Annotated in this window: 16 protein-coding genes, 1 pseudogene and 1 riboswitch; of the genes and pseudogenes, 5 read left to right on the plus strand and 12 right to left on the minus strand. The window is 55.9% G+C overall.

Going from position 1 to position 23,303, the window contains the following annotated elements:
- Positions 1-11 precede the first annotated feature (11 nt).
- The gene (locus tag KJ970_15335) at positions 12-1,220 is read left to right on the plus strand and encodes a glycosyltransferase (protein MBU2692295.1); all 1,209 of its coding nucleotides are present in this window, start codon (positions 12-14) and stop codon (positions 1,218-1,220) included.
- Here KJ970_15335 and KJ970_15340 read toward each other — a convergent pair.
- Complete coding sequence (locus KJ970_15340) at positions 1,212-2,654, minus strand: oligosaccharide flippase family protein (GenBank protein MBU2692296.1); 1,443 nt, start codon at positions 2,652-2,654, stop codon at positions 1,212-1,214. The genes KJ970_15335 and KJ970_15340 overlap by 9 nt on opposite strands.
- A 125-nt stretch (positions 2,655-2,779) precedes the next feature.
- A riboswitch (cobalamin riboswitch) is annotated at positions 2,780-2,992 on the plus strand.
- A 25-nt stretch (positions 2,993-3,017) separates the two neighbouring features.
- On the opposite strand from KJ970_15340, the gene KJ970_15345 reads away from it, so the two are divergent.
- The 3 genes from KJ970_15345 (at position 3,018) to KJ970_15355 (ending at position 7,537) form a co-directional block, all read left to right on the plus strand.
- On the plus strand, positions 3,018-5,048 hold the full coding sequence (locus KJ970_15345) for a TonB-dependent receptor (GenBank protein ID MBU2692297.1): 2,031 nt from the start codon (positions 3,018-3,020) through the stop codon (positions 5,046-5,048).
- Positions 5,049-5,089: 41 nt separating this feature from the next.
- Positions 5,090-6,496, plus strand: coding sequence for a hypothetical protein (locus KJ970_15350; protein MBU2692298.1), 1,407 nt, complete (start codon positions 5,090-5,092; stop codon positions 6,494-6,496).
- 111 nt (positions 6,497-6,607) lie between these two features.
- Positions 6,608-7,537: a phosphodiester glycosidase family protein gene (locus tag KJ970_15355; GenBank protein MBU2692299.1), complete on the plus strand. Its 930-nt coding sequence runs from the start codon at positions 6,608-6,610 to the stop codon at positions 7,535-7,537.
- A gap of 21 nt (positions 7,538-7,558) precedes the next feature.
- Here the strand turns inward: KJ970_15355 and KJ970_15360 are convergent, their stop codons facing one another.
- From KJ970_15360 to malQ, 11 genes are all read right to left on the minus strand, one after another.
- Positions 7,559-9,052 carry a trehalose-6-phosphate synthase gene (locus tag KJ970_15360; protein ID MBU2692300.1) on the minus strand — a complete coding sequence of 498 codons (1,494 nt, stop codon included), beginning with the start codon at positions 9,050-9,052 and terminating at the stop codon, positions 7,559-7,561.
- On the minus strand, positions 9,049-9,882 hold the full coding sequence (gene otsB / locus KJ970_15365) for a trehalose-phosphatase (protein MBU2692301.1): 834 nt from the start codon (positions 9,880-9,882) through the stop codon (positions 9,049-9,051). The genes KJ970_15360 and otsB overlap by 4 nt, the downstream gene beginning before the upstream one ends.
- Positions 9,879-11,123, minus strand: a complete 1,245-nt coding sequence (locus tag KJ970_15370) for a glycosyltransferase (protein ID MBU2692302.1) — start codon at positions 11,121-11,123, stop codon at positions 9,879-9,881. The genes otsB and KJ970_15370 overlap by 4 nt, the downstream gene beginning before the upstream one ends.
- Positions 11,116-11,784, minus strand: coding sequence for a hypothetical protein (locus tag KJ970_15375; protein MBU2692303.1), 669 nt, complete (start codon positions 11,782-11,784; stop codon positions 11,116-11,118). Before KJ970_15375 ends, KJ970_15370 begins: the two co-directional genes overlap by 8 nt.
- A gap of 329 nt (positions 11,785-12,113) precedes the next feature.
- Complete coding sequence (locus KJ970_15380; protein ID MBU2692304.1) at positions 12,114-12,377, minus strand: hypothetical protein; 264 nt, start codon at positions 12,375-12,377, stop codon at positions 12,114-12,116.
- A gap of 28 nt (positions 12,378-12,405) precedes the next feature.
- A complete protein-coding gene (locus KJ970_15385) occupies positions 12,406-13,071 on the minus strand; it encodes a hypothetical protein (protein MBU2692305.1) in 666 nt (221 codons plus the stop codon).
- A 66-nt stretch (positions 13,072-13,137) separates the two neighbouring features.
- Positions 13,138-13,866 carry an SIMPL domain-containing protein gene (locus KJ970_15390; GenBank protein MBU2692306.1) on the minus strand — a complete coding sequence of 243 codons (729 nt, stop codon included), beginning with the start codon at positions 13,864-13,866 and terminating at the stop codon, positions 13,138-13,140.
- A 66-nt stretch (positions 13,867-13,932) separates the two neighbouring features.
- Entirely contained in the window at positions 13,933-14,505 is a 573-nt protein-coding gene (locus tag KJ970_15395; GenBank protein MBU2692307.1) for a hypothetical protein, read from the minus strand.
- 77 nt (positions 14,506-14,582) lie between these two features.
- Positions 14,583-17,009 (minus strand): DUF3536 domain-containing protein, encoded by a 2,427-nt coding sequence (locus KJ970_15400; protein MBU2692308.1) that lies wholly within the window; start codon positions 17,007-17,009, stop codon positions 14,583-14,585.
- Between the two features lie 17 nt (positions 17,010-17,026).
- Complete coding sequence (glgB, locus tag KJ970_15405; GenBank protein ID MBU2692309.1) at positions 17,027-18,985, minus strand: 1,4-alpha-glucan branching protein GlgB; 1,959 nt, start codon at positions 18,983-18,985, stop codon at positions 17,027-17,029.
- On the minus strand, positions 18,940-21,051 hold the full coding sequence (gene malQ / locus KJ970_15410) for a 4-alpha-glucanotransferase (protein ID MBU2692310.1): 2,112 nt from the start codon (positions 21,049-21,051) through the stop codon (positions 18,940-18,942). The genes glgB and malQ overlap by 46 nt, the downstream gene beginning before the upstream one ends.
- Positions 21,052-21,264: 213 nt before the next feature.
- On the opposite strand from malQ, the pseudogene KJ970_15415 reads away from it, so the two are divergent.
- Positions 21,265-23,279 (plus strand): annotated as a pseudogene (locus KJ970_15415) (S9 family peptidase).
- The last annotated feature ends 24 nt before the right edge of the window (positions 23,280-23,303 follow it).

Here is a 23,303-nt window from a genome sequence, read left to right on the forward strand (position 1 = left end):
CTTCTGCTCGCATGACACCTATCCGCACAACACCCGTTCATATAACAATGGTGACCGGGGGACCGTTCCCCGCGCTGGGTGGAGCTGAAATCCAGGCCCTTCGCCTGGCAAAAGCCCTGAAAGAGTCCGGGTATCAAATTGAAATAATGTGCCTCAATGCCGCCGGCGCACAAAAGAGAAATGAATTCGTGGATTCAATCCCGGTTCATCGTGTCGGCGTCTTCACCTTTTCGACGCCGGGAGGAAAACACCGATTAGGTTCTCTCTCCTCCTTTCCCGCTGTTTTCACAACAATGCTTCGCCGGAAACCGCGGCCACATCTTATACACCTGCATCTACTCACCCGGGCGACACTCGCCGCTGCGCTGGCCGGCCGTTTTATGGGAATCCCCGTGATCGCCAAGCTCGGCAACAGCGGCCGGCGATTTGACTTCCGGCAGATCCGCGAAACCTACTTCGAAGGAGCTCTCCTCGCTTACCTCTTCAAGCAATCCATCTCGGCCTTTATCGCTCCAAGCTCCGCTGTGTCTGCGGATCTATTGAATGAAGGTATTAAAGTGAAGGATATTGTCTCGATCCCCAATGGCGTGGATCTTGAGTATTTCTCAAGGGAAGCGGCCGCTCCTTCGGAAGCGCCGCCGGGCTTCACCTTTGTCTACACAGGAACCCTGAAAAAGAAAAAGAATTTGCACATTCTTATCGAGGCTTTCGCCAAGGCGCAGGCCGATGCCGGCGGGCGACTCAACCTCATCATTGTTGGAGACGGACCCGAGCGCCGGACTCTTGAAACCCTCGCCGCAGAACACCATCTCACCGGCCGAATCACTTTTGCCGGCGGCCATCAGGATGTCCGGCCATGGCTTTCCCTGGCGGATGCCTTTGTCTTGCCGTCGGAAGCGGAAGGCCTGCCGAATGCCCTCATGGAGGCGATGGCTTTCTCTCTTCCGGCCATCGCCACGGGTGTCGGAGGTTCGCTCGAATTGATAGATCCCGCCAGGAGTTCCTTCGCCTCTCCGCCGGGCCGATTCTATGAAGCCCGGCACGGCATTCTCGTCACACCGGGTGATATCCAAGGGCTGGCCGGCGCCTTGACAAAAATGGCGGAGAACGCGGAAAGGAATCGAGTTTTGGGGGAATCCGCCCGCAGGCATATCGAAGAAAATTATACTCTCACCAATATTGCGAAGAAGTATGAGGAATTGTATCAGTCGCTAATCTAAACGCAGCCAGCTTCTGATGCCGCCCAAAGGCCCGCGCCAACCCAGCCAGATCACCGTCAGAAAAACCGCCGCACCCAGGATCAATCCAACGATCAATGCCGGCAGGAATGCGAGGCCGCCGGCCACCCCGCGCACGGCAAGAAACATCCCAAGGGAAGCAAGAGCGGGCCAGATATAAGCGGCCGGTGAAGGTTTCAATCCGGCCTTGCGGTTTAGAACAAATATCAAATAAGCAAAACCAAGCAGGAATCCGCCGGTTTGCGCCCAGGCGATTCCAACCAGGCCGAGCAGGGGTGCGAAGGCGGCATAGAGGAGTATTGTTGAAACGGAAATAACAATCTCTTGGCCGACAATAAACCGGGGAGGCGCCAGCTGAAGAACAAAACCTCTTTGAAATTGTGTCATCCCAAACACAGCGGCGGCCACTCCGAGGGCCGCAAGAATCGGGCCCGCATCCGTGTATTTTTCCCCGCCATAAGCGACCACAAGCCAGGGCGCTAATGCGCTGAGCCCCAGACCGACCGCGGCGACAAAGCCGGTCACGACATGGCTGGTTTTATAGTAGAAGCGCTTCAATCGATCTCCCCCCTGATCCCGCAATTCGGCGATCCGTGGAAGAATCGGCTGATTCATCGCCTCAATGAGAACCAGGGCGTAGCTCACTAATTTCTTCGCCACAAAGAACTCGGCGAGAGCCGATGGATCGAAAAAGACGGCGATAACCGTTTGATCAAGCTGCATATAGGTGGAGCGGAGAATATTGTGCAACCAGTACATCCGGCTTCGTGGAAACAAAGAAGCCAGCGGTTGCGGAGCCCCGAATATAAAATCCCTGACCGAATAGGCCATCATGATTATGCCCAGAATCGTTCCCGCCAAAAAACCGATGAAATATCCCCACAATCCCATTGTGAGGAAGAGCGTTACAGCCAGGACTCTTTGAACCGTTTGGGTTGTAAAAAAGATCCAGCTGCTGGGCTTGAAGCGTTGAAGCGCCGTGTGCGCCAATCTCAATCCATCCAACACGACCATGAGATAAGCCGTAACAATGACAAGACGGATATGCGCAAGATAGTCACCGGTATCAAGAATGAGCTTTGACACCGGCGCAGCCAGAAACTCCAGAATAAGGCAACCTATGCCCCCAACGATAACTCGATAAAATATTTGACTGCTGACAAGGCGGCGGGCGGTCTCCTCATCGTCTCGGGCCAGAAGGCCGGGAACCTCGCGGATACAGAGTGTCGGCAATCCAAATCCGCAGAAGATGGGAAACCAACTCGCCAGGATCTGCAGTGACGCAAAGAGGGCCATCTCTTCTTTTGTTAGGATTCTTGCAATATAGGCCATAAAGGCGAAGGAAACCAAAGCAACAGCCACCCGTGATCCGGCGATGTGACCCGATGAGACGAGAAGGTTTGGGCGGGGCTTCATCTGGTTTCGGTCCCTTTGGTCCTTTTTCCCGAAATGGGGTTCATGGGATCTCAACGAAAGGTCTTACGTCGGCTGATCTTAGACGACCGGCTTGACAGTTCCCACCCGTGTGGGACAACATGGCGTCAGTCACAATGCTTCCTGGTGCTTCGGTGATCGTCTCACATCACCGGGCAAAAGGGAAAACGGACAAAAGCCGTTGCGGGCCCGCCGCTGTAGTCGGGGACCGGTTCCGTACGATGCCACTTTCGCAATGCCATAGCGCAAAGGCGATGGGAAGGCACGGAAACCGGGTCGATCCGAGAGCCAGAAGACCTGCCGGGAAGCGATCCAGAATCATTCCTTTCGTGGAGCGGAGGAAATGTGATCCGATCGATCCCGCTTGCCGCCTTCTTGGCCCTAACGCTGATGGCGCCCACCCTTCAATCTCCTTTGGCCCAATGCTTTTGGCCGGAGGTCGTCGATACCATTCGGGTCGAGGGCCGGCGCCCGACAGTGGTCGAGCGCCTGGAGAGCCGCTCTGGTTTTACAACGGTCATTCCCCTTGGAAGCGGGGTGCCCGCGAGCCGGGATCTCTCCGATTTACTGGATCGCACCGCCGGGACTCACATCCACCGCTACGGCGGACTCGGCTCTTTCTCGCTCGCCAGCATCCGTGGAAGCGCGCCGGGGCAAGTCACCCTTTGCCTCGACGGCGTTCCCATCTCAGCGTCGGGCAACGGGTTCGTCAACCTCGCGCTGTTGCCCATCGGCCACCTCGCCCGGGCCGAGATTTACCGCGGTTCGCAAACACAATCGTTCGGCGGGCCTCCCGCGGCGGGGGTCATCAACCTTGTCACACCCAGTGATTTGCAGATCCCCTTTCAGCTCGCTGTGGCGGCGGGAAATTACAATACGCAATCGGTGCTGGGGCAGTGGGGCGGCGATCTCGGATCGTTTAAGACTTTCCTCTCCGGGCAATACCGGCGGAGCGACGGTGATTTCGAATACCTCTCCGGCAACGGTACAATGTTAAACTCCGATGATGACCATCTCGAAAAGCGGAGGAATAACGATTTCGAAGAATCATCCCTGCTATGGAAGATAACCCGGGGGCACCGCCGAAAGCTCCTCGCCAGTTATACGGGCCGTCTCACCATACGGGAAAACGGCGTTCCGGGTCATAAGGACCTCCAGACGGAACACGTTCGATATCGCAGCGATCAAACCCGCCATCAGGCCAATTTCCATATCCGCCCCGATCTTCCCTTCTCCCCGTGGTTCGATCTTTCCGCACATCTCGAGCGTATTCGCGACCGGTACAGCAATGTCGAGGGAGAGATCGGTCTCGGGAAATCCAAGACCGATGACCGGACGCGGGAGGAGGGATACCGGGTAAGCTTCAGCACACCGTCGCTTCCCTGCCGCCAGGAACCGAAGTTCTTTTTTGAGGCTCGCACCGAACGCTGGACCCCAAATGATTTGTTAAAGGATACATCAGGCTTTACGCGCACGCGCCGGCATCGCACGGCGGCCCTGGAAGACCGCATCGTTTTCGGGCGTTGGACTCTCGAGGCGGCCTATCGCTGGACGCGCGCCGCTGACAACTACGGCGGTCCGGTTGTCTGGGGACGCCCACCGAGCGCTGCGCCGGAGCGGGTTCACCGGCACGAAGGCCCCGCCTACGGCCTGCGGTTCGATCTTGGCTGGAACTGCGTCGCGAAGGCCAACCGCGGCACGATTGTCCGATTCCCCACCTTCCCAGAGCTCTTCGGCTCCAATGGCCTGCAAGACGGCAATCCAAAACTCAAGCCGGAGAGCGGTCTTCAATGGGACGCCGGACTTCAATATCTCCCGGAGTATCCGTTCCGGCTGGAAAGCGCCTATTTTGAAAGAATCGTTGAAGACCAGATTTATCTTCTACAAAACAGCCAGCGAACGGTGAAAGCCGACAATCTTGACCGGGCATGGGTTCGTGGCGTTGAATCCTCGGCCTTCTGGGCCGGCAGGCTTCCGGGCCGGGTTTGGTTCGAGTTGCTGGCGAACCACACCTGGCAGGAGGCGACCGATATCGGCCATAGCCGGACCTATCACGGCAAACGCATTCCGAATCTGCCGCGGAATGAGGAATATATTTCAACCGCCCTCCACCGTGATGGATGGGGGCTTCGATGGGAAGTTATGGCCAAGTCATTGAGCTATTGGCATCGGTACAACAAATCGGAGCAAAAAACACCAGCATATACAATTCACGATTTCACTATCGAACGGACTTTAGGATCCGGGCAATGGAAAATTCGAACCGTCGTCAGCAATGTGATGGATAGGCGGGTGGAAGATATCGATGGGTACCCCCTGCCCGGCCGCCATTTCATCGTGGAATTCATTATGACGCCTGGAAACCCAGCACACTAAATCCACACACAAATCTTAACCGCCGCGGCGGAGGTCAAACGATGAACACACCCAAATCCATCATTGGCTTGCTCTTTCTTATCTCTCTCGCCCTGGGATCCTCCACGGCGGACGGCGCTGACCTGGTTCTGGCCGTAACGACGGATTTCAGTTCGAGCGGCTCCTTATCCACTCTGAGCGTCCAGGCGCCGTGGATCTCAGACAATGATGTCGCCACAATTCACTCCGATGCCGTAGCCCGTGTTCATGACAGGATGATCTATGTCGTCAACCGTCTGGTGGCGGACAATATCCAGGTTATCAACCCTGATGCCGATTTTGCGACAGTACAGCAATTCTCGGTAGGGGCCGCCAGCGATCCTCAGGATATTGCCGTTATCTCCGAAACCCGCGCTTACGTTTCCCGGCACAATTCCAATCTTCTGCTGGAGGTGAATCCCGTGACCGGTGAGCACCTTGGAACGATTTCTCTCCTCGAGTTCGCCGATCCCGACGGCCTGTGCGAAATGCACCGGATGCATATCGATGGGAATTATCTTTATGTACAAATACAAAGATTGAACCGAAATGCAAATTGGGTTCCGGTGCCTCCATCCTTGCTCGCCGTCATTGATTTGAATACAAGGCAGCTTGTCGATGTCGATCCCGGTGAGCCTGGAATGCAGGGAATCACCCTGGCCGGCCTCAATCCAATCGCTCCGATGCAGATCGATCCCGTTTCGGGTTGCCTGCTCGTCCCCGAGGCGGGGCGGTATACCGTGATCGATGCCGGCGGTATTGAGGCGGTTGATCTCAGCACCTGGGAATCGACCGGTTTCGTGACGACCGAGGCGCAACTCGGCGGGGACCTTCTGGATTTCGCCCTCTGGTCATCCACAAAGGCCTACGCCCTCATCTCAACCGCGTCCTTTAACACACTCCTTCTCTCGTTTAATCCCCTCACCGGAGATCTCATCGAAACAATGTACAATCCAGGCGGCTATCTGCTCCACGATCTTCTTACATACGCCGGCGGCTATCTCTATCTCGCCGATCGCGACTACGTCACACCCGGCGTTAGGGTCTTTGATACAACGACGGATCAACTTATCGCCGGCCCGATCGACACCGGCCTGCCGCCCTTTGAGCTGCTCCTCCTTCCGGATCCCTCGTCGCATCTCCCCGAACCCTCTTCTCAGGCGGAGGGGATCGGCCGCGCCTGCCCCAATCCCTCCGGGGGGGGCGTCCGGATCCACCTCCAATCGCCGGCCGGCGAACCTTTGGCCGCGGAAGTTTACGATGTTTTCGGCCGGCGGATTCGCGCCATTGCGGTCCCGGCGTCGCGCTCCGACATCGTGTGGGATGGCTTCGATCAATCGGGACGCTGTGTTCCGGCCGGTGTTTATCACCTTCGCCTATCGGCGGGAAAGCGATTACTGGACACACAATCGATCCGCATCGTGCGTTGATAAGGCCCAACTCCCGGACCCGGGCCGCCATTTGATCCTTTCCGTCGCCCAAGGCCCCTGTGGTATAGTCAGGGCATCGGTCTCTCTTACCGCAGAGGAGGCGGATGGTCGATGCCACCCCTTCATCACAACGCCCGCCGTCACGACCCGGCGCCTTGTCTTGTCGTCTTGATGATGCTTCTCTTTACGATGGCCGTACCCCACCGATTGCTAGCGGATGCTCCCGCCGGCGACAAAACCACACCCGATTCAAGCTGCCTGCAAAACAACCCCTCCGAATGGCGCTGGCTGGAACCCGGGTTGGAGCTGGGCTGCTACAATGCTCCCGGCGCGGAAGGATCAAGGAAGCCGGATATCCACATTCTTCGGATCGACCCCGATCACTTTGATTTTGTTTTGTTAAACTCGTCGGCGCCCGGACAAGGAAAGAGGTTCACGGCGAAGGAGTGGTGCCGGAAGGAAAACCTCGTCGCCGCGACCAATACCAGCATGTATCAGGAGGACTGCCGAACCAGCGTCTCTTATATGAGAAGCCCTGTGCATACAAACAATTCATATATTTCCAAGGACAAGGCGATTCTTGCCTTTGACCGCCGGGACAGCGCTTTGCCGAAAGTGTGTATCATCGATCGGGATTGCGACGATTTTCATTATATGAAGGAACTCTATGGCACGCTGATACAGAGTATTCGGATGATTTCCTGCCAGGGAAATAATGTTTGGGAGAAACAACAAAAAAAATGGAGCGCCGCGATCATCGGCATCGATAAGAACGGCCGGGTCTTGTTTATCCATGTTCGCAAACCGTTCCCCATGCACGATCTCATCAACATCCTCATGGAGCTCCCTCTTGATTTGAAAAATGCGATGTATGTCGAAGGCGGTCCCGAGTCACAGCTCTTTGTCCAAGCGGGCGATATAGAATGCGAATTTATGGGGAGCTATGAGACGGGATTTCTCGAGAGCGACGCCAATTTTTCCGCCTGGCCTATCCCTAATGTCGTCGGTATCCGCCGCATCGGCGGCGACGAGAACCGCTGAAGACGGCTGGGCATTCCGGCATCACAATCCCTGTGTATTTCTATCGATATAAAGATCCGACGACTCCGATTCATTGAGGGGGAAATCGTTGAGGTTTTTAGAAAATGCCGCATTGAGGAAGGAATCCACCCACCAAAAGACATTTGTTCTTCGGATGGTGTCCCGCATTTTGCGCATCCGCAAGCGCCGTTCCTCACGGCTCATCATAAACGCGCGATGGATGGCGTCGGCCACCCCGTCATAATCAAGGGGGTTCACAAGAATGGCGCCGCGGTGGAGCTGTGAAGCGGCGCCGGCGAATTCGCTGAGAATCAAAACCCCCTTCTCTTCCACATCGCAGGCGCAATACTCCTTGGCCACCAGATTCATACCGTCTTTCAGAGGCGTGATGAGGCCGATTTCAGCTACCCGGTAATGTGCAATCAGTCCTTCCCGCTCCAAATGGCGGTATAGATAGTGGATGGGCACCCAGCCCGGCTTTGTAAACTCTCCGTTTATTTCACTGACCGATCTTTCGATCCGAGTCTTGAGTTTTTGATACCGCGGAACTTCTTCGCGGCTCGGCACAACAATCAGGACCAGTGTGACCCTTCCGTGGAGCTCCGGATACCGCATCAAAGCACGGCGGAATCCTTCCAGCCGCTCGGGTATTCCCTTTGTATAATCCAAGCGATCGACACTGAGAATGATTTGCCGGTCGGGCAGGGCCTCATGGAGATACCAGCCCCGATCGGAAACCTCAGGTGATTCGGCCACGCCGGCGAACTCATTGTAATCGATTCCGATGGGAAAAACCCCAATCCGGACTTCCCGGTCGTGATAACGCGCAGAAACCACCGGGCCGCGTCCGTGGGCCCTCGCTTCAGGAATCAGATGGCGAAGGCATTGTAAAAAATTACGCCGATCCCGCATTGTTTGAAAGCCAACGAGGTCATATTCAAGCAGAGCTTGTAGAACCTGGAACCGCCAGGGAAGTTTTAAAAAAATATCGATCGGCGGAAAAGGAATATGCAAAAAGAATCCAATCCGGTTGCTTATATCCTTCGCCCTCAGTGAGTTCGCCAGGTGCATCAGATGATAATCGTGAACCCAAATATAGTCATTTTCCGAACAACCGGCGGCGACAACCTTCGTGAATTTCCTGTTTACATCAAGATAGTTATGCCAATACTCCGGCATGAAATTGCAATTCGTTTGAAGATCGTGAAAGAGGGGCCACACAATCTCGTTTGAGAATCCGTGATAGAAATCATGAACGTCGTCTTCGGTCAGATAAACAGGGCGCAATCGATACCCGACTTCAAGTGATGCGGAACCCAGCGTTTCCTCGAGATCCATCTGTCCCGCCGTTCCCGGCCAACCGACCCAAAGACCGCCACGGTTGCGGAGCACAGGAGCGAGTGCGGTAACCAATCCGCCGCTGGCCGGGCGGACCGCCCATTCATCCCCGCTTCCAATCAGGCTGACAGGGAGCCGGTTGGAAACAACAACCAGGCGCACATCATGGTTAGTCACTTTAGTCCTCCCACATCATTATGTTCGTTCGGGAGATCAGGACGGTCTTTGCAAATCATGCACCACTTTCGAAGAAAGGCTATCAGATCATCCGGCGGTCTCAACCATATCTGCGCCGCGGTCGGCCTTCTTTCCGGGCGGATCAAAATACCCAGCCCGCGGGCTTTCACCGCGCGGAAGGCCTCTTCATCGGTGGCGTCATCCCCCAGATAGGCAACCGCCGCGGCATCCTCTTCCTCTTTAATAATCGTTCGCACGGCATCGCCTTTGGTTCTGCCGGGATGCCGCAATTCGATACCGCCGTCAAAGAGATGAATGTACAATTTGCCCTCGGCGGCGATCTCGGGCCAATCCGCCTCGGCGTTCCTGCGAATCCTGGCTTCACGCTCAGGAGTAAGACCTCTCCAATGAAGGGCCATACAGCCCGGCTTTTGCTCACAATGTTCAGTTAAGCCCTTTTGTTCGATCCATAACGCCGCTTGTTCGAGGGCCACCATAGCGCTTTGATCGATCGGATGGAGTTCCCGCCGGCCGTTCGAAATGCGCCGCTCCAAGCCATGGGAGCCCCAAATCTCCGGCGGCGGATCCATCCCCAAAAGCGGCAGCAGATCATCCACCGCGCGCCCGCTGATGATAACCAGCCGGCACGACGGTTCATTTTGAATGGAGGTCAGCAGACGTGTCACTTCCGGATAAGGGCAGGCCTTGTCTCTCTCGGTCTGGAAGGGGGCCAATGTCCCATCATAATCCAACAGCAAGATCCGGCGCGGCGCCCTTGTCAGCGTGCGCCAGAAAGAGTTAAGAAGAGCCTCACCAGGCTCTGAATTCATGCCACCCCCAACTCGATTCGGTCCTCAGTCAGATGCAGGACGGAGTGCATAAGAGAAAGATAATCCCCCAAATGTCTTGTGAGCAGGAAGTTTTCACGCACTAACTCTTTCGCTTTGTACCCAATCTTCTCCATCAATCCGCGGTGGTGCAGCAGAAACCGAATCCGCAGCGCCGCCCCTTCAGGGGTGCGAACCAAATAGCCGGTCCTGTGGTTAACAATCTGAAGCCGGATTCCACCCACATCCCCGCCGATCACCGGTTTACCTTTCCACAGGGCCTCCGTCACGGTAAGACCAAATCCCTCTCGCAAGGATTTTTGTAACACAATATCCGAGGCCCGTTGAAATGCATTGATGGTTCGATGCGCATCCGGCGGCAGGCTGATGATATGAATATTGGGGTCGCCATTGGCTGCATGCTGGACTTCTTCAAGGACGACAGCGCCCTCGGGGTCATCGGATGCGGTCCCCCCCACCAGAGCGAGCTGGACCGGTGTCATTTCCTTCACGATTTTGTAGGCTTCAATAACGCCCAATGGGTCTTTGAAACGATCAAAACGTGAAACCTGAAGCAATAATGGTATGTTTGGATCGATCCCGAAACGGGGAAAAATATCGCGGACCTCATCTTCCGGCAACTCAATATTCTTTTCGCTCAGGGCGTCAATGCTCGGCGGTACGAGAAACTGGGGATGGGGAAGCGGTTGGGCGAATTCCGACAATGAGAATATGCTGGCGCTGTACGGCGCCACTACCGGGCGAAGATACTTCCAGACGGGCCGGTAAGGCCGGCTCAGATCGATGTGGCATCTCCATATCCAGCGTCCCTCGTGCCGCGGGAAATGCTGGTACAGCCCGGCCGGCTGAGGATCGTGAATAAAAACAATATCGGCTTTTGAAAGAATCGGGCGGAGTTTCTCTGCATTCTCGGCATTAACATCTTCATAAGCTTTCAGGTGCTTTGTTGACAATCCAACAGGTGTTCCCTGTAAGCCGTTGTGAAAACTCTTTGTGCATTCAAAGAATTCAGGGTTCCCGTCAATCACTTCCCATTGAGCATCCAGGCCCAAGGATTGTTTAAGAGGAATCATCTTGTTGAGAATTTCCGCAACACCGCCGCCCTCACGCGTCGAATTGACGTGAACGATCTTTAAACCCCGCAGGGGCGCCGCCAACTGCTGCAAATGCCGGATGACATTGCTTCCCACGATTTCTTCGTATTGCTTCAACGTATCAGGCATTGGCCGCATTCCTCTCTGTCAATCGCCCGGCCGCAAAGAAGTCGCCGGTCATCCGGGTCAACTCTTCCCTGAGTTCGGTCAAAGATGAAAAGTATGGATCGATCGCCTGGATTGTTTCACATAGTGGCGCATACTCATCACTAAGGTCGGATAACCAAGCACTGAAATCATCGGAACAATTCGGCGTCCGGCGGCGGGCGTCGATAAAATGATAAAAAATGCTGCTTGGAGAGAGTTGGGGTAGGATTTTCGGCAAATCCTCCGGGGTTTCCACCCTCTGCCCGGTACCAAAGATGATAATCTTCGTCAGAATGAAGTGGAATTGCTGATCGGCCCGGTTCCAAGAAAAATCGTGCGTCTCATCAATCCGCATTTCAATGATATCGATCAGCTCTTGGCGCAAAGTTTCCAGACTGGAGAAGTCCGCGGGGTTGATGACGCTCAACCGCTCCGCGAGCTCTTTGTCATTGAGATGCAGATGGGCCCACGAGGCGAAATCATTGTTGTACTCAGGCTCGTTGTACGTCGGCCGCAGGAAGCGTCCCCAAAAATGGTAATAGATGCTGGCGCCGCTGACATAGGCAAGCCCTTCTCTAAGCTCTCTCAAGGTCAGCGCGCGGCGCCCGGTGGCTTGAATCACAAGCTCGCAGTCTCGAATCATAAAGGATCGGTCGCTATCCTTCTTTGGGGGTGCTTTCTTGGCGGGCGCTTCCGGAAGGCACGGTTTCCGGGTCACACCCTGCGCCGGATCTCCTTCGGTCCCTGCTTCTTCCCTCCCTGGATACAACCGTTCATCATCTATCATTCCGGATCCTCTTGAATTGATTGCCCCCTCGATCTTTCATCTTACCCCTATTTACGGAAGGTTTGGCGGATATATTGAGGGAAATGGGCTTCTGGGGCCTAAAAGCGCAGGCCGTGCTTCTGAACCCCTTTATTTATCGGGAGTTACGGAGTGCCTGCGAAACGCTCGACCCCATTCCGGCTTGGTCAAAGCGTCGCCTGCAGAACCTTCATCACAACAAATCCCAGTTTTTCGATATTCTCTTTGAGATCCGCGACCTTCTTATTGCTCGAGGCCGATGAGTTCACAATCGCCACGAGCGCGGCAAAATGCTCTTTGTCGGCCTTCCGGGGCAGCATGGCCTCGATCTGGGCGGCGGTCAGGGACGTCTTTTGCGCCATCTCCTCGGCCAATTGCCTGTTGGTCCGGTTGGCGCTATAGGCTGCAATCTGTCTGAAGCGATTCGGCATTCCTTCCTCCAGCGGCGTGCATCATTCCTCAATCGATTTGTTTATCCACAATCTGTTGGATCCGCGCAATAACCTCTTCAGCATCGTCTCCCGTTTCGATGAGCTCCAAAATCGTGTCATTGATCGAAATGGTCTCCGCGATGATTTGATCCCTCTTCTCTAATAACCCTGTGTGCCGCAAAACCCTATCCTGTTCCACCTGAATATCATGGACGGATAGGATAAACGCCGTCAGGGAGCCTTGCATCGAATTCAACTCCGTATAGGTCGCCCGCAACTCTTCGAGTGTTTTTCTTTCCAGTTTCTCGAGCGGGACGATCATTCTTTTGCGCTGATTCTCGATCTGTTCCGATGCGGCCATCACAAACTCGAAGAGTATCTGAATTCGATCCGACTCGCCGGAGGCCGTGGATTGATTGAGGAGCGGAAGGAGATTGGCGTCATGAACGAAGTTCTCAACGAATACCGGGCCCCATCGGTATTCAATGAAGTCTCCGATCCGCTCTCTTGAGAGGCGGAAGTATTCTTTAACAAAGGTCTCATGGGATTTTTGCATTTCGGTGATGCGCTGCTCCACGGCCATGGAAAGCTCCACAGATTCCTTTGGCACCGTGGCGCACGAGGTGAAAAGCTGCAAAAATGGAATAATGATAAAGAATACCATTCCCCATCTGACCCGGCATTGAATTCTCATGGGCAATGACCTCTTGGTTTTCCCCTCACTGCCGGCAGCGCTAAGACCTGACAATCGGGTTTCCCATCAATCAGCTAGAGTATAATCCACCGTGGTGACAACCCGAACGGTTTTGTGCGGCTGGCTCTCCTCCATGACCCCTTCCGCCCGATCCCGCGGCAGTATGAGAAAGACGCCCTGGTTCGCCTTCATGATCTTTCCCAGGCGGCTGCCCGAATCCTTTGCGAATTGCTGGGCCGCCGCACGGGCGTTTTCCGTCGCTTCCGCGATCATCCCCGGCTTGAGCTCGGTCAGACCGCTGAAAAGATAACTCGGTCCATCCCGATACCCTCCGCTGGACGAAAGAACAACGCCGGCCTCAACCAGATCGCCGACTTTCTGGCTGGCCGATTGGATCAATTGCGGCTGTGTGGTCCGCACCATGAGAACTTGCGTAATGATATAGCGGCTTGATGTATCGCCGCTGCGATAGGGATTCGCCATCTGATCATCGACTCTCAATTCCTGTAATTCGACTTGTCCGGCGTCAATCCCGAATCGCTTTAAGAATTCCATGATCTTTACACGGCTCATCTCACTATTCTTCTGCGCCGCCGCCAGGCTGTTATCGGTAGAGACAAAGCGGATCGGCCACAAAGCCAGATCGGCCTCGACATCGCGTTCCGACAATCCCTTGACCGTCACATACCGGTCCGTTGTTCGTCCCCGGGCGAATCCGTCGCCGACGAACCATCCGGCAACGGCGACGCCGATGGCCAATATCAATACCGCTAGGAAAGTGTGGCTGCTTTTCATGGAACCTCCAGGATACGATTGAAACTCAGGACCTAATTCCCATTGAGACTTCTACCATTGAGACTTCTACCAGCGCCAATGACCTGGATCTTGCCGGTCAGGGCCCTCGGGATCGTAAACGACCCTCCACACAGGATTACGTATCGCCGTAATTAATGGAAGAATGACGCCTCCCGCCAGCGCTCCACACATTGTAAAAGAATACCGGCCCATACCCGCCCACTCACCCTCCTCCTGTCCGAAAAAGAGTGGGTATGTGCTAAGCCCCACCAAACCCCCGGCAAGAATCCCCACTGGTATGGACGTCAGCACGGCGATTTCCAGCTTCGATTCAGAATAGACGCGTATTCTCTGCAGATCTTGATCTTCGGCGCAGGTCTCGGCAACGGAAATAGTGAGCAGGCTATCAGAAAGACTCCAATCCGCATCGGGTTTTTCAAACCGGCACTTCTGATCATTGGCGTATTCGATCTCAAGCCGCACCGCATTCTGGATTTTCTTCAGCGCCTTTTGATCAATCCCGGGAAGTTCGTATGTTTTTGTCGCCCGGTCGGGCGCCAAGCTCTCATTATCGGCCGCCGAAACAGATGTGGGCAGGAGGACGCAGAGGATAAACAGCATGGCTCGGATCACCGCCATTGCGCCCCCTTATCACCATGAAAATTCAGACAGTCAAAAAACAAAAATGGTGACACCCATCATTTGGCCGTGGGGACCTAATCGATCCTCACTTTCAGCCGCTGCGCCAGCAATCGGAACGTCTCGGTCCATTGCCGGGCCCAGGCGTTCCCGCTCTCGGCGGTCTCTGCGATCTGGGTGTAGTGCGATCCAAATATCTCGTAACAGACAATCTGTGGATAGACCGTATCGACATGGACGGGGAGCTTGTCCAACAGGCGCGTCCCGGCCTCCAGTCGCGCCAGTTGACGCGTATCCAATGGCTTGCTCCGAAGCTCATGGGCCAGTCTCTTCAAGCTATCCCGCAGGGTGAGGGCCATTTCATCTTTGTCCAGCTCAACGCCCGCCGCACCGGCTTCATCCCATAGTGACTGAAAACGATCCGCATCCGGTTCATCGCTTGCGAGTGTTTCATGTACAAGTTGATCGAGCGCAATCCCGGCGGCGGCTTGCAGGCGCCGTGGGCCCGGCAAACCGAGGTTGGCCAGCATCCGCATAAGAGGCGCGTTGCGTTCATAGATTTGCCGGTAGCTGGCGTCGGCCTCCAACAATGACGCCTGCAGGATCTTGTCGAGGATCCGGCGCTGTTCCTCAAGAAAAAGGGATTTGATCGAATAGGTCCGCGATTCAAAATACCGGTCGACAAGACGCATCACCTGTGGGTAATCGGCGCTGGAAAATGCCGAGGAGAGCTCCCCGGAAGCCGTGCTCCATTTCTCCTCATCATCAAAGCGGCGGACGCCGGCATTGAGGTTTTGATCCCCCAAATGGAAGACGGCGAAATTCAATCCGGCTGATTCCAGCGTCACATTCGATGTCACCTCCATGGCGCCCAAGTCCAGCCGGGCCCTTCCCGCTTCGGTCGATTTCAGGGATTTCCGGGCCGTTGTATAACAATAGATCCGGTTTTCCTCGTCATCTTCCCCGAAGAGATGGGCGATCGCCGCATGCGCTCCCACTTGTTCGAGGTCGACAACCGCCGGAACAACATGCTTCATGTAAAGGGCGCGTCCGTTTCCCTCCAGCGGATCATTGCTGGATACCGACGAGAAACGCTTCAAGAACTCCTCTTCCAGATCAAGGCCAAGCGCTTCCCGCGCCAATTGGATGACCCGTCCCGCATATTGAATGATTTGGATTGTCTCAATCCCGGATGGATCGGCAAAGAACCACCCGCAACTTGTGTACATCAACATCGCATGACGCTGAAGTTCCATCATCCTGAGAGCTTTTACGATTTCGCTCTGCTGCAGCGGGCGCGCCGCCTGCTCCGCGATGAATGCTTCCGGTTTGACCCGCTGCTGTTTGAGGAGTACCTCGATATAACTGTCCCGCGCCGCCCAGGGATCCTTGAAGATCTCGCGGCCTTTGTCTTCAAAGGCGGGCGCCACGGTATCCCGCAGCCAATCCAGGGACTCGCGCAGCGGTGTGCGCCAAGCCTGGTTCCATCCCGCCCGCGAACCGACCTCACAACCACAATTACTGCGCCAGCGCTCAATCCCATGGCTGCAGCTCCATGAGGTGTCTTCCTGTATTTCAACTTCGTATTCAGGCGGAAATTTTTCCAGATACTCGCCGTAATTTGTTAAACGAATTTGGCCGCGTGACGTGATTTTCTGAAGCGCATAGGCCAACGCCATCTCGCCGAACCGATGATGATGACCATAACTCTCGCCGTCAGTGGCAATGTGGACCAGCTGGGCATGCCGTCGCTGATCGGAAAATCCGTCTTGGAGGCGGCGGGCGAAGTTCTCGCCCGAAGAGAGCAGCCCTTCAAAGGCGATCGCCTTCGCAATCGGGCCGTCGTAGAAAAAGAGACTCATCGTGCGGCCGGAGGGAAGTTTGACGAGATAGGCCCTGGTCGGATCGATCTTCTGTCCGTTCACTTCGGTCCACGCATCGCTATCGAGAGGCCGGACGCGGCGGGCCTGATGGGGCGCCAGGATGGCAAAACGCATCCCGAACTCCGCCATGATGTCCAACGACTCCAGATCGACGGCGGTTTCCGGTAGCCACATCCCCTCCGGCTCCCGGCCGAAACGGGATTCAAAATCCCTGCGCCCCCAAATAACCTGCGTCCGCTTGTCGCGTGTATTGGCCAATGGAAGAATGATGTGGTTATAGGCCTGAGCGATCGCGTTACCGTGGCCGGAGTACACCCGCCGGCTGACGTCGTCGGCTTCCCGAAGCCGTGGCGCCAGCTCGGGCCGCCTCCTCTCCATCCAAGAGAGCAATGTTGGGCCGAAATTGAAGCTGATACGGGAATAATTGTTAACGATGGTAACGAGGCGTTCTTCATCGTCGAGAATGCGGGCCATCGTGTTCGGGATATAACATTCTTCGGTGATGCGGTCGTTCCAATCATGATATGGGGCGGCCGAACCCTGTATTTCAACCGCTTCAAGCCAGGGATTCTCCCGGGGCGGTTGATAAAAATGCCCATGCACGCAGAGAAAACGCTCCATCGGTACTTCCTTACATTCTATGAATTGTTCTCAGGCCGGCCCGGTTTGAAAAAGACCGCGGCCAGGGGTGGTAGTACAACTTCAAGTGAACAGGGCCGGCCATTCCACCCTGTCGCGTCGGCTTCCCGGCCGCCGTAATTCCCCATCCCGCTTCCGCCGTAAATCTCGGCATCAGTATTGAGAATCTCCTGCCAATATCCGCCGGTCGGCAGGCCAATGCGGAATTTGTGGCGGGGCACCGGGGTTAAGTTGAAGGCGGCGACGACCAGATCTTCTGGGCGCCGGCCCTTGCGCAGCAGTGTGAGTGTGCTGTTGATCGCATCATCGGCATCGATCCACTCAAACCCCTGCGGATCGACGTCCAGCTCATGCAATGCCGGCTCGGCCCGGTAGAGCTGATTGAGATCCCGAACCAGGTTCTTGACACCGGCGTGGCTGGGAGCATCGAGTAGGTGCCAATCAAGGCTCTTTTCATGATACCATTCATTGCGCTGGGCGAACTCGTCGCCCATAAAGAGAAGCTTCTTCGCCGGTTGCGCGAACATATAACCGAAAAGGAGCCTGAGATTCGCGAAAGCCTGCCAATCGTCTCCCGACATTCTCTGGAGCAACGATCCCTTGCCGTGAACAACCTCGTCATGAGAGAGGGGTAGGATATAATTTTCTGTCCACGAATAAAGCATCCGGAAGGACAATTCATTGTGATGGTGCTTCCGATGGATGGGATCGCGGGCGAGATAGGCCAAGGTATCATGCATCCAGCCCATATCCCATTTGTAACCAAACCCGAGGCCGCCCACGTCGACCGGTTTGGAAACGCCGGGCCATGCGGTCGACTCTTCGGCGCTCGTCTGGATCCCCGGGTGCGCGTGGTAGATCTCTCTATTAAAATCTTTCAACAGCGAGATGGCATCAATGTTTTCCCGCCCGCCGAATTCATTGGGGATCCACTCCCCCTCTTCGCGGGAATAATCAAGGTAGAGCATCGAGGCGACCGCATCGACGCGCAGACCGTCGACATGATACTTATCCACCCAGAAGAGGGCGTTGCTGAGAAGGAAGCTGCGGACCTCGTTCCGCCCGTAATTGAAGATCGCGCTGTTCCAGTCGGGATGAAGCCCCTTGCGTGGATCGGAATGTTCGTACAGGTGGGTCCCGTCGAAGTAAGCCGGTCCGTGCTGGTCGGTCGGGAAATGAGAGGGGACCCAATCGAGAATGACACCGATCCCGTTCTGATGCAGGTGATCGACAAAATACATGAAATCCTGCGGCGTGCCGTATCGGCTCGTGGGGGCGAAATATCCGGTGATTTGGTATCCCCAGGAGCCGTAGAAGGGATGCTCCATGATGGGAAGCAATTCGATATGGGTGAATCCCATCTCTTTAACATATTCGGCCAGTTGATGCGCCAGATCCCGGTAGTTTAAAAAGCCGTTGTCTTCCAGCCCACGGCGCCAGGAACCGAGGTGGATCTCGTAGATCGACATCGGTTTATCAAAACGGTTTTGTTCGTGCCGCCGATTCATCCATTCCTGATCGTCCCACCAGTATTCCAAATCCCAAACAATGGAAGCGGTTCGCGGCGGCAACTCATGCCGCAGCGCCATTGGATCGGCTTTGTTGACGCTATAGGCGATATCCCGGGAGATGATATGATATTTGTATAAGTCTCCCTTTTTTACGCCGGGGATGAAACCCTCCCAGATTCCGGAGGCGTCGCGCGGATATATGGGATGGCTCACGCGGCTCCAGTCGTTGAAATCTCCGGTGACATAGACATGGCGGGCATTCGGCGCCCAAACGGCAAAATAGGTTCCCTCGATCCGTCCGTCCACCATCGGGTGGCTGCCCAGTTTGTTAAAGAGGCTTAGATGGGTTCCCTCGTTGAAGAGATAAATATCGACCTCTGAAATACGCGTCACACCCACGGTTATTCTCCTTCGCTCCCGCTCCGCAGCCTGTTTATATCCCGCAATATTTCAACCATACCACTATTTTCCGCGGCCTCCTCCAATGAGAGTCGCATTTTTTGGCGCCAATTGGGACGTTCATAAGAACCGGTCCCTGGAATGTTTTGCTGCGCTATCTCACCCCAAAGATCCTCCAGCGTTACCTGCACGGCTTTGACGGGATCGGCCGCCATAACCCGCAGACAGGCGGCGAGCACCGCGCCGGCGCCATCACCATCCGCCAGCAAACCCCGGCGCCGGAAAGACTCCATCAGCGCCGCCTTGACCCGCTCCCGGTGTCCCCGTTCCCGTCCCGCTTCCTCATCATCCAGCAACTTTAACTCGATCCGCAGATCAATGTCGCGCCCCTCCCACCACCCGGCGAAGGTCGCCGTATCGTGCGTGTTCAATCCGACGACACTATTTGGGGGCGTCGGCGAAATCGCATGTGCCGGATCCGCATTCATCTGAAACGGCAGTACGGCGCAACGATAGATGCCGTGCCGCTCCATCGATTCGCGCACCGCGCCGGGTACCGTTCCCAAATCCTCTCCAATGATAAGGGTCCGGCTGCGATGAGATTCTATACAAAGGATCGCGTAGAGTTCATTCGCAGGATAACGAACATAGATCCCTTGCGTCGCATCGGCGCCGCGTGGAACCCAGTAGAGGCGATGGAGACCCATGACATGATCGATCCGCGCCATCCCCGCCGGACGGAAGATATGCCGCACCGCATTGATAAAGTAGCGGTGTCCCTCTTCGCGAATCACCTGCGGATGCAGCGGCGGAAACCCCCAATTCTGGCCGCCGCGGAAAAAATCATCCGGCGGCGCGCCGCCCGCGGCATCCCACACAAAAAGATTCTGATGCCGCCACGCATCAAACCCATCGGGATGAACGCCCAATGGGATATCCAAGTAGAGCGCCGCGGAACTCTCCTCGGTGAGGCGATCCAATTGCCGCTGCAGTGAATATTGTACATAGAGATGATAATCGCGTGCGAAGTCGCTGCCCTCGTCATGATCGAGCGCGCCTTGTTTCTGGCGGCTCGGCCAAAGGTGCCACGTTTCATTCCGCAACTCGAACATGGACCGGAAGCGGGCATAATCCCAGGCGGCGGGCTTGCCTCTCAGATAGGATTGAAAGGCGGGCCGTTCACCCTCGCCCGAGTGAAAAAAGGTCCGCGCCAGGGGCTCCAACACCTTGCGCTTCAGCTCCATGAGTCGTTTGAAGTCGACATGGCCTGCGGATCGCAGCTCTTCCACGCTTTTCCGAAAATCCAAAGAGGCGACCTGCTGTTGGGCCTCCGGCGCCGCCTCGAACTCGGGCAGGGCGGCCGGGTCGAGATAGATCTCATTCCAGAAGAGACGGCTCACCGGCATATAGGGGCTTGGCTCGAAAGGCTGATCGAGGAAGGCGGGGAAGAGGGGCAGGGTCCCGACGAAATCGCCGCCCAAGGACTCGGTCCACTTCAAAAGGTGTCGAAGATCCGACAGGTCACCGGCCCCCCAATCCCTTTTCGATCGGAGCGCGTAAAGGGGGGCGAAGAGGCCCCAAATTTTGGGGTCCGATTCCGGATCGGGTTGATAGGCGCGGCGGGGCGCATGGATGATCAACGACGTGACCGTTGTCCCGCCAACCTCAAGGGATAGATGATGATAGCCGTATGGAAGTTTCCCCGGCGGACGCCAACGACAAGCGCAAAAGCGCTCCCCATCGATCGTGCTCTCCTCCAGGATCTCCAGATCTTCACGACGGATGGGCTGGGTCGTCTCCGCGCCGTTCTCCTGCCGGATACATCCTTCGAGGGCCGCATCTCCTCTACCCACCGGCAGCCGGATAACGATCGATCCCCGGCCGCGGAGAACGGTCACCGGCTCCAGGGGTTTCCGCCAGAGCGCCACCTCGTACTGCCGAATCGCATGGGCCGCATCACTCATCCCGCGGATCGGCGCGCCCAGGGCGCGGAGGATCTGAATGAGAAACTCCGGTTCGGCCGACCTTCGGTTGCCATAAGTGTCTTGATAGGCCGTGCGCACACCATAAAGGGAGGCGAGCCGCTGCAAATCACGCGATGTTGGTGGTGTCATGGCCCGTGAATCCCCTGCTGTGGTGTCAGATTTCCATTCGGCGGCCAGGTGGTCTGATTCAAACCACCAAGCAACGGGATGATGTCAGATGGGGAGGTCTCAAACAAGAGAGGAGAGGCCTCATCCCGCTTGCTCCCCATCCACCCTACCGCTACCTTCCTCGAAGGGATGGTGTGGTCGCTATCGAAACCTTGGAACGGGGAGGATCGGGTCATGAAGCGCAGATCAATAGGAGGCTTAACCCTCTTATGTGTCGGACTCATTTTGGTGTCCGCCGCGGCCTGGATAGGCCTATCGGGTTGTGGGGGGAAGAAAGGGCTTCCGGAAATCATTTCCAGAGAAGTCCTTTTCGGCAATCCGGAGCGCGTCAGCCCAAGATTGTCCCCTGACGGCGAGCGGATGGCCTATATCGCGCCCGAAGAGGGTGTCCTTAATGTTTGGGTGCGCACCGTCGGCAAAGATGACGACATAGCGGTCACCCACGATCGCGGCCAGGGAATCCGCGGTTACTTCTGGGCCAAGAACAACGAGCAGATTCTTTATGTACAAGATAAAGATGGGGATGAGAACTGGCATGTCTATGCCGTCCCCGCCGGGGGCGGCGACGCGATCGACCTGACTCCGATTGATGGCGTGCAGGCGAGAATTGTCGCCGTCAATGAAGATTACCCAAACGAGATCATGGTCTCGATTAATGACCGGGTACCCCAGCTCCATGATGTCTACCGTGTCGATATCAAAACCGGCGAGCGCACCCTTGAGGCGCAAAACGATTTGGGCGCCGTCGGCTGGATCGCCGATCACGATTTTGTTTTGCGAATCGCCCAGATCCCGACACCGGACGGCGGCTTTGCCATTTTGCACCGGGCGACCCCCGAGGCGAATTGGGAGCTGCTCATGTCATGGGGCAGTGTCGACGCCCTCACAACCGATGTCGCCGATTTCGCAGGAGACAATCAGACCCTTTACATGATCAGCAGTATCGGTTCCAACACCGCCGAGCTGCGGGCCTATGACATTAAGACCGGAGTGACGGAGGTTATCGCGAAGGATTCCGTCGCCGATGCCGGTGGGTTGTTCATTCATCCCAAGACCCATAAGGTTCAGGCCGTCGCCTTTACAAGAAATATGCGGGAATGGAAAATCCTCGATCCCGACGTTGAGGCTGATTTCGCCGCCCTAAGAAAAATTCATGCCGGCGAGATCCGCTTCTCGGATCGGGATGACAACGACGCGACCTGGCTGGTCGCCTACATGCAGGATGACGGCCCGGTCGCCTATTACTCTTACGAACGGGCGACAAAGAAGGGAACCTTCCTCTTTACACACCGGCCGGAACTGGAAGGTCTGCCCTTGGCCAAGATGGAGCCGATATCTTATACATCGCGGGACGGATTAACAATTCACGGATACTTGACACTTCCGATCGGCGTTAAGGCGGAGAATCTCCCCACGGTCCTAAACATTCATGGCGGCCCCTGGTATCGGGACACCTGGGGATACAATCCTGAAGCGCAATGGCTGGCCAATCGCGGCTATGCCTGCCTTCAAATTAACTTCAGAGGCTCAACCGGATACGGAAAGGAATTTGTCAACGCCGGCGATAAGGAGTGGGGCGGCCGGATGCAGGACGATATCACCGACGGCGCCAAATGGATCATCGAGCAAGGGATCGCTGATTCAACGCGGATTGGTATCTACGGCGGTTCCTACGGCGGGTACGCTGTACTTTCCGGCCTGACAACGACACCCGATCTCTATGCCTGCGGTGTCGACATGGTCGGCCCTTCAAATTTGATTTCATTTATACAAACAATTCCACCCTACTGGGAACCATTGAAAATTTTATTCGGCCAGCGCGTGGGGAATCTGGAGACGGATACAGAGTTCCTGAAGTCGCGGTCGCCGCTCTTCTTCGTCGATAGGATTCAGGCGCCGCTCTTTATTGCGCAGGGGGCGAACGACCCCCGGGTGAACCGCGAAGAATCCATACAGATTCGCGACGCCCTGCTGGAAGAGGGCAAGGTTGTGGAGTATCTCGAGTTTGCCGACGAGGGTCACGGATTCGCGCGGCCGGAGAATCGCTTGAAATTCTACGCCGCGGCGGAAAGATTCCTGGAGGCGCATCTCCACGGCCGGTTTGAACCGGAACGCTAAGAGGATATTCCGGTTCTCTGCGGGCCGAGATGTGGTCTTGGCTATGGCTTGATAGGATACTTAACCGATGACGGGGACGTTTCGCTTGATGGGCG

Source organism: Candidatus Eisenbacteria bacterium, assembly GCA_018831195.1.
GTDB lineage: Bacteria > Eisenbacteria > RBG-16-71-46 > CAIMUX01 > JAHJDP01 > JAHJDP01.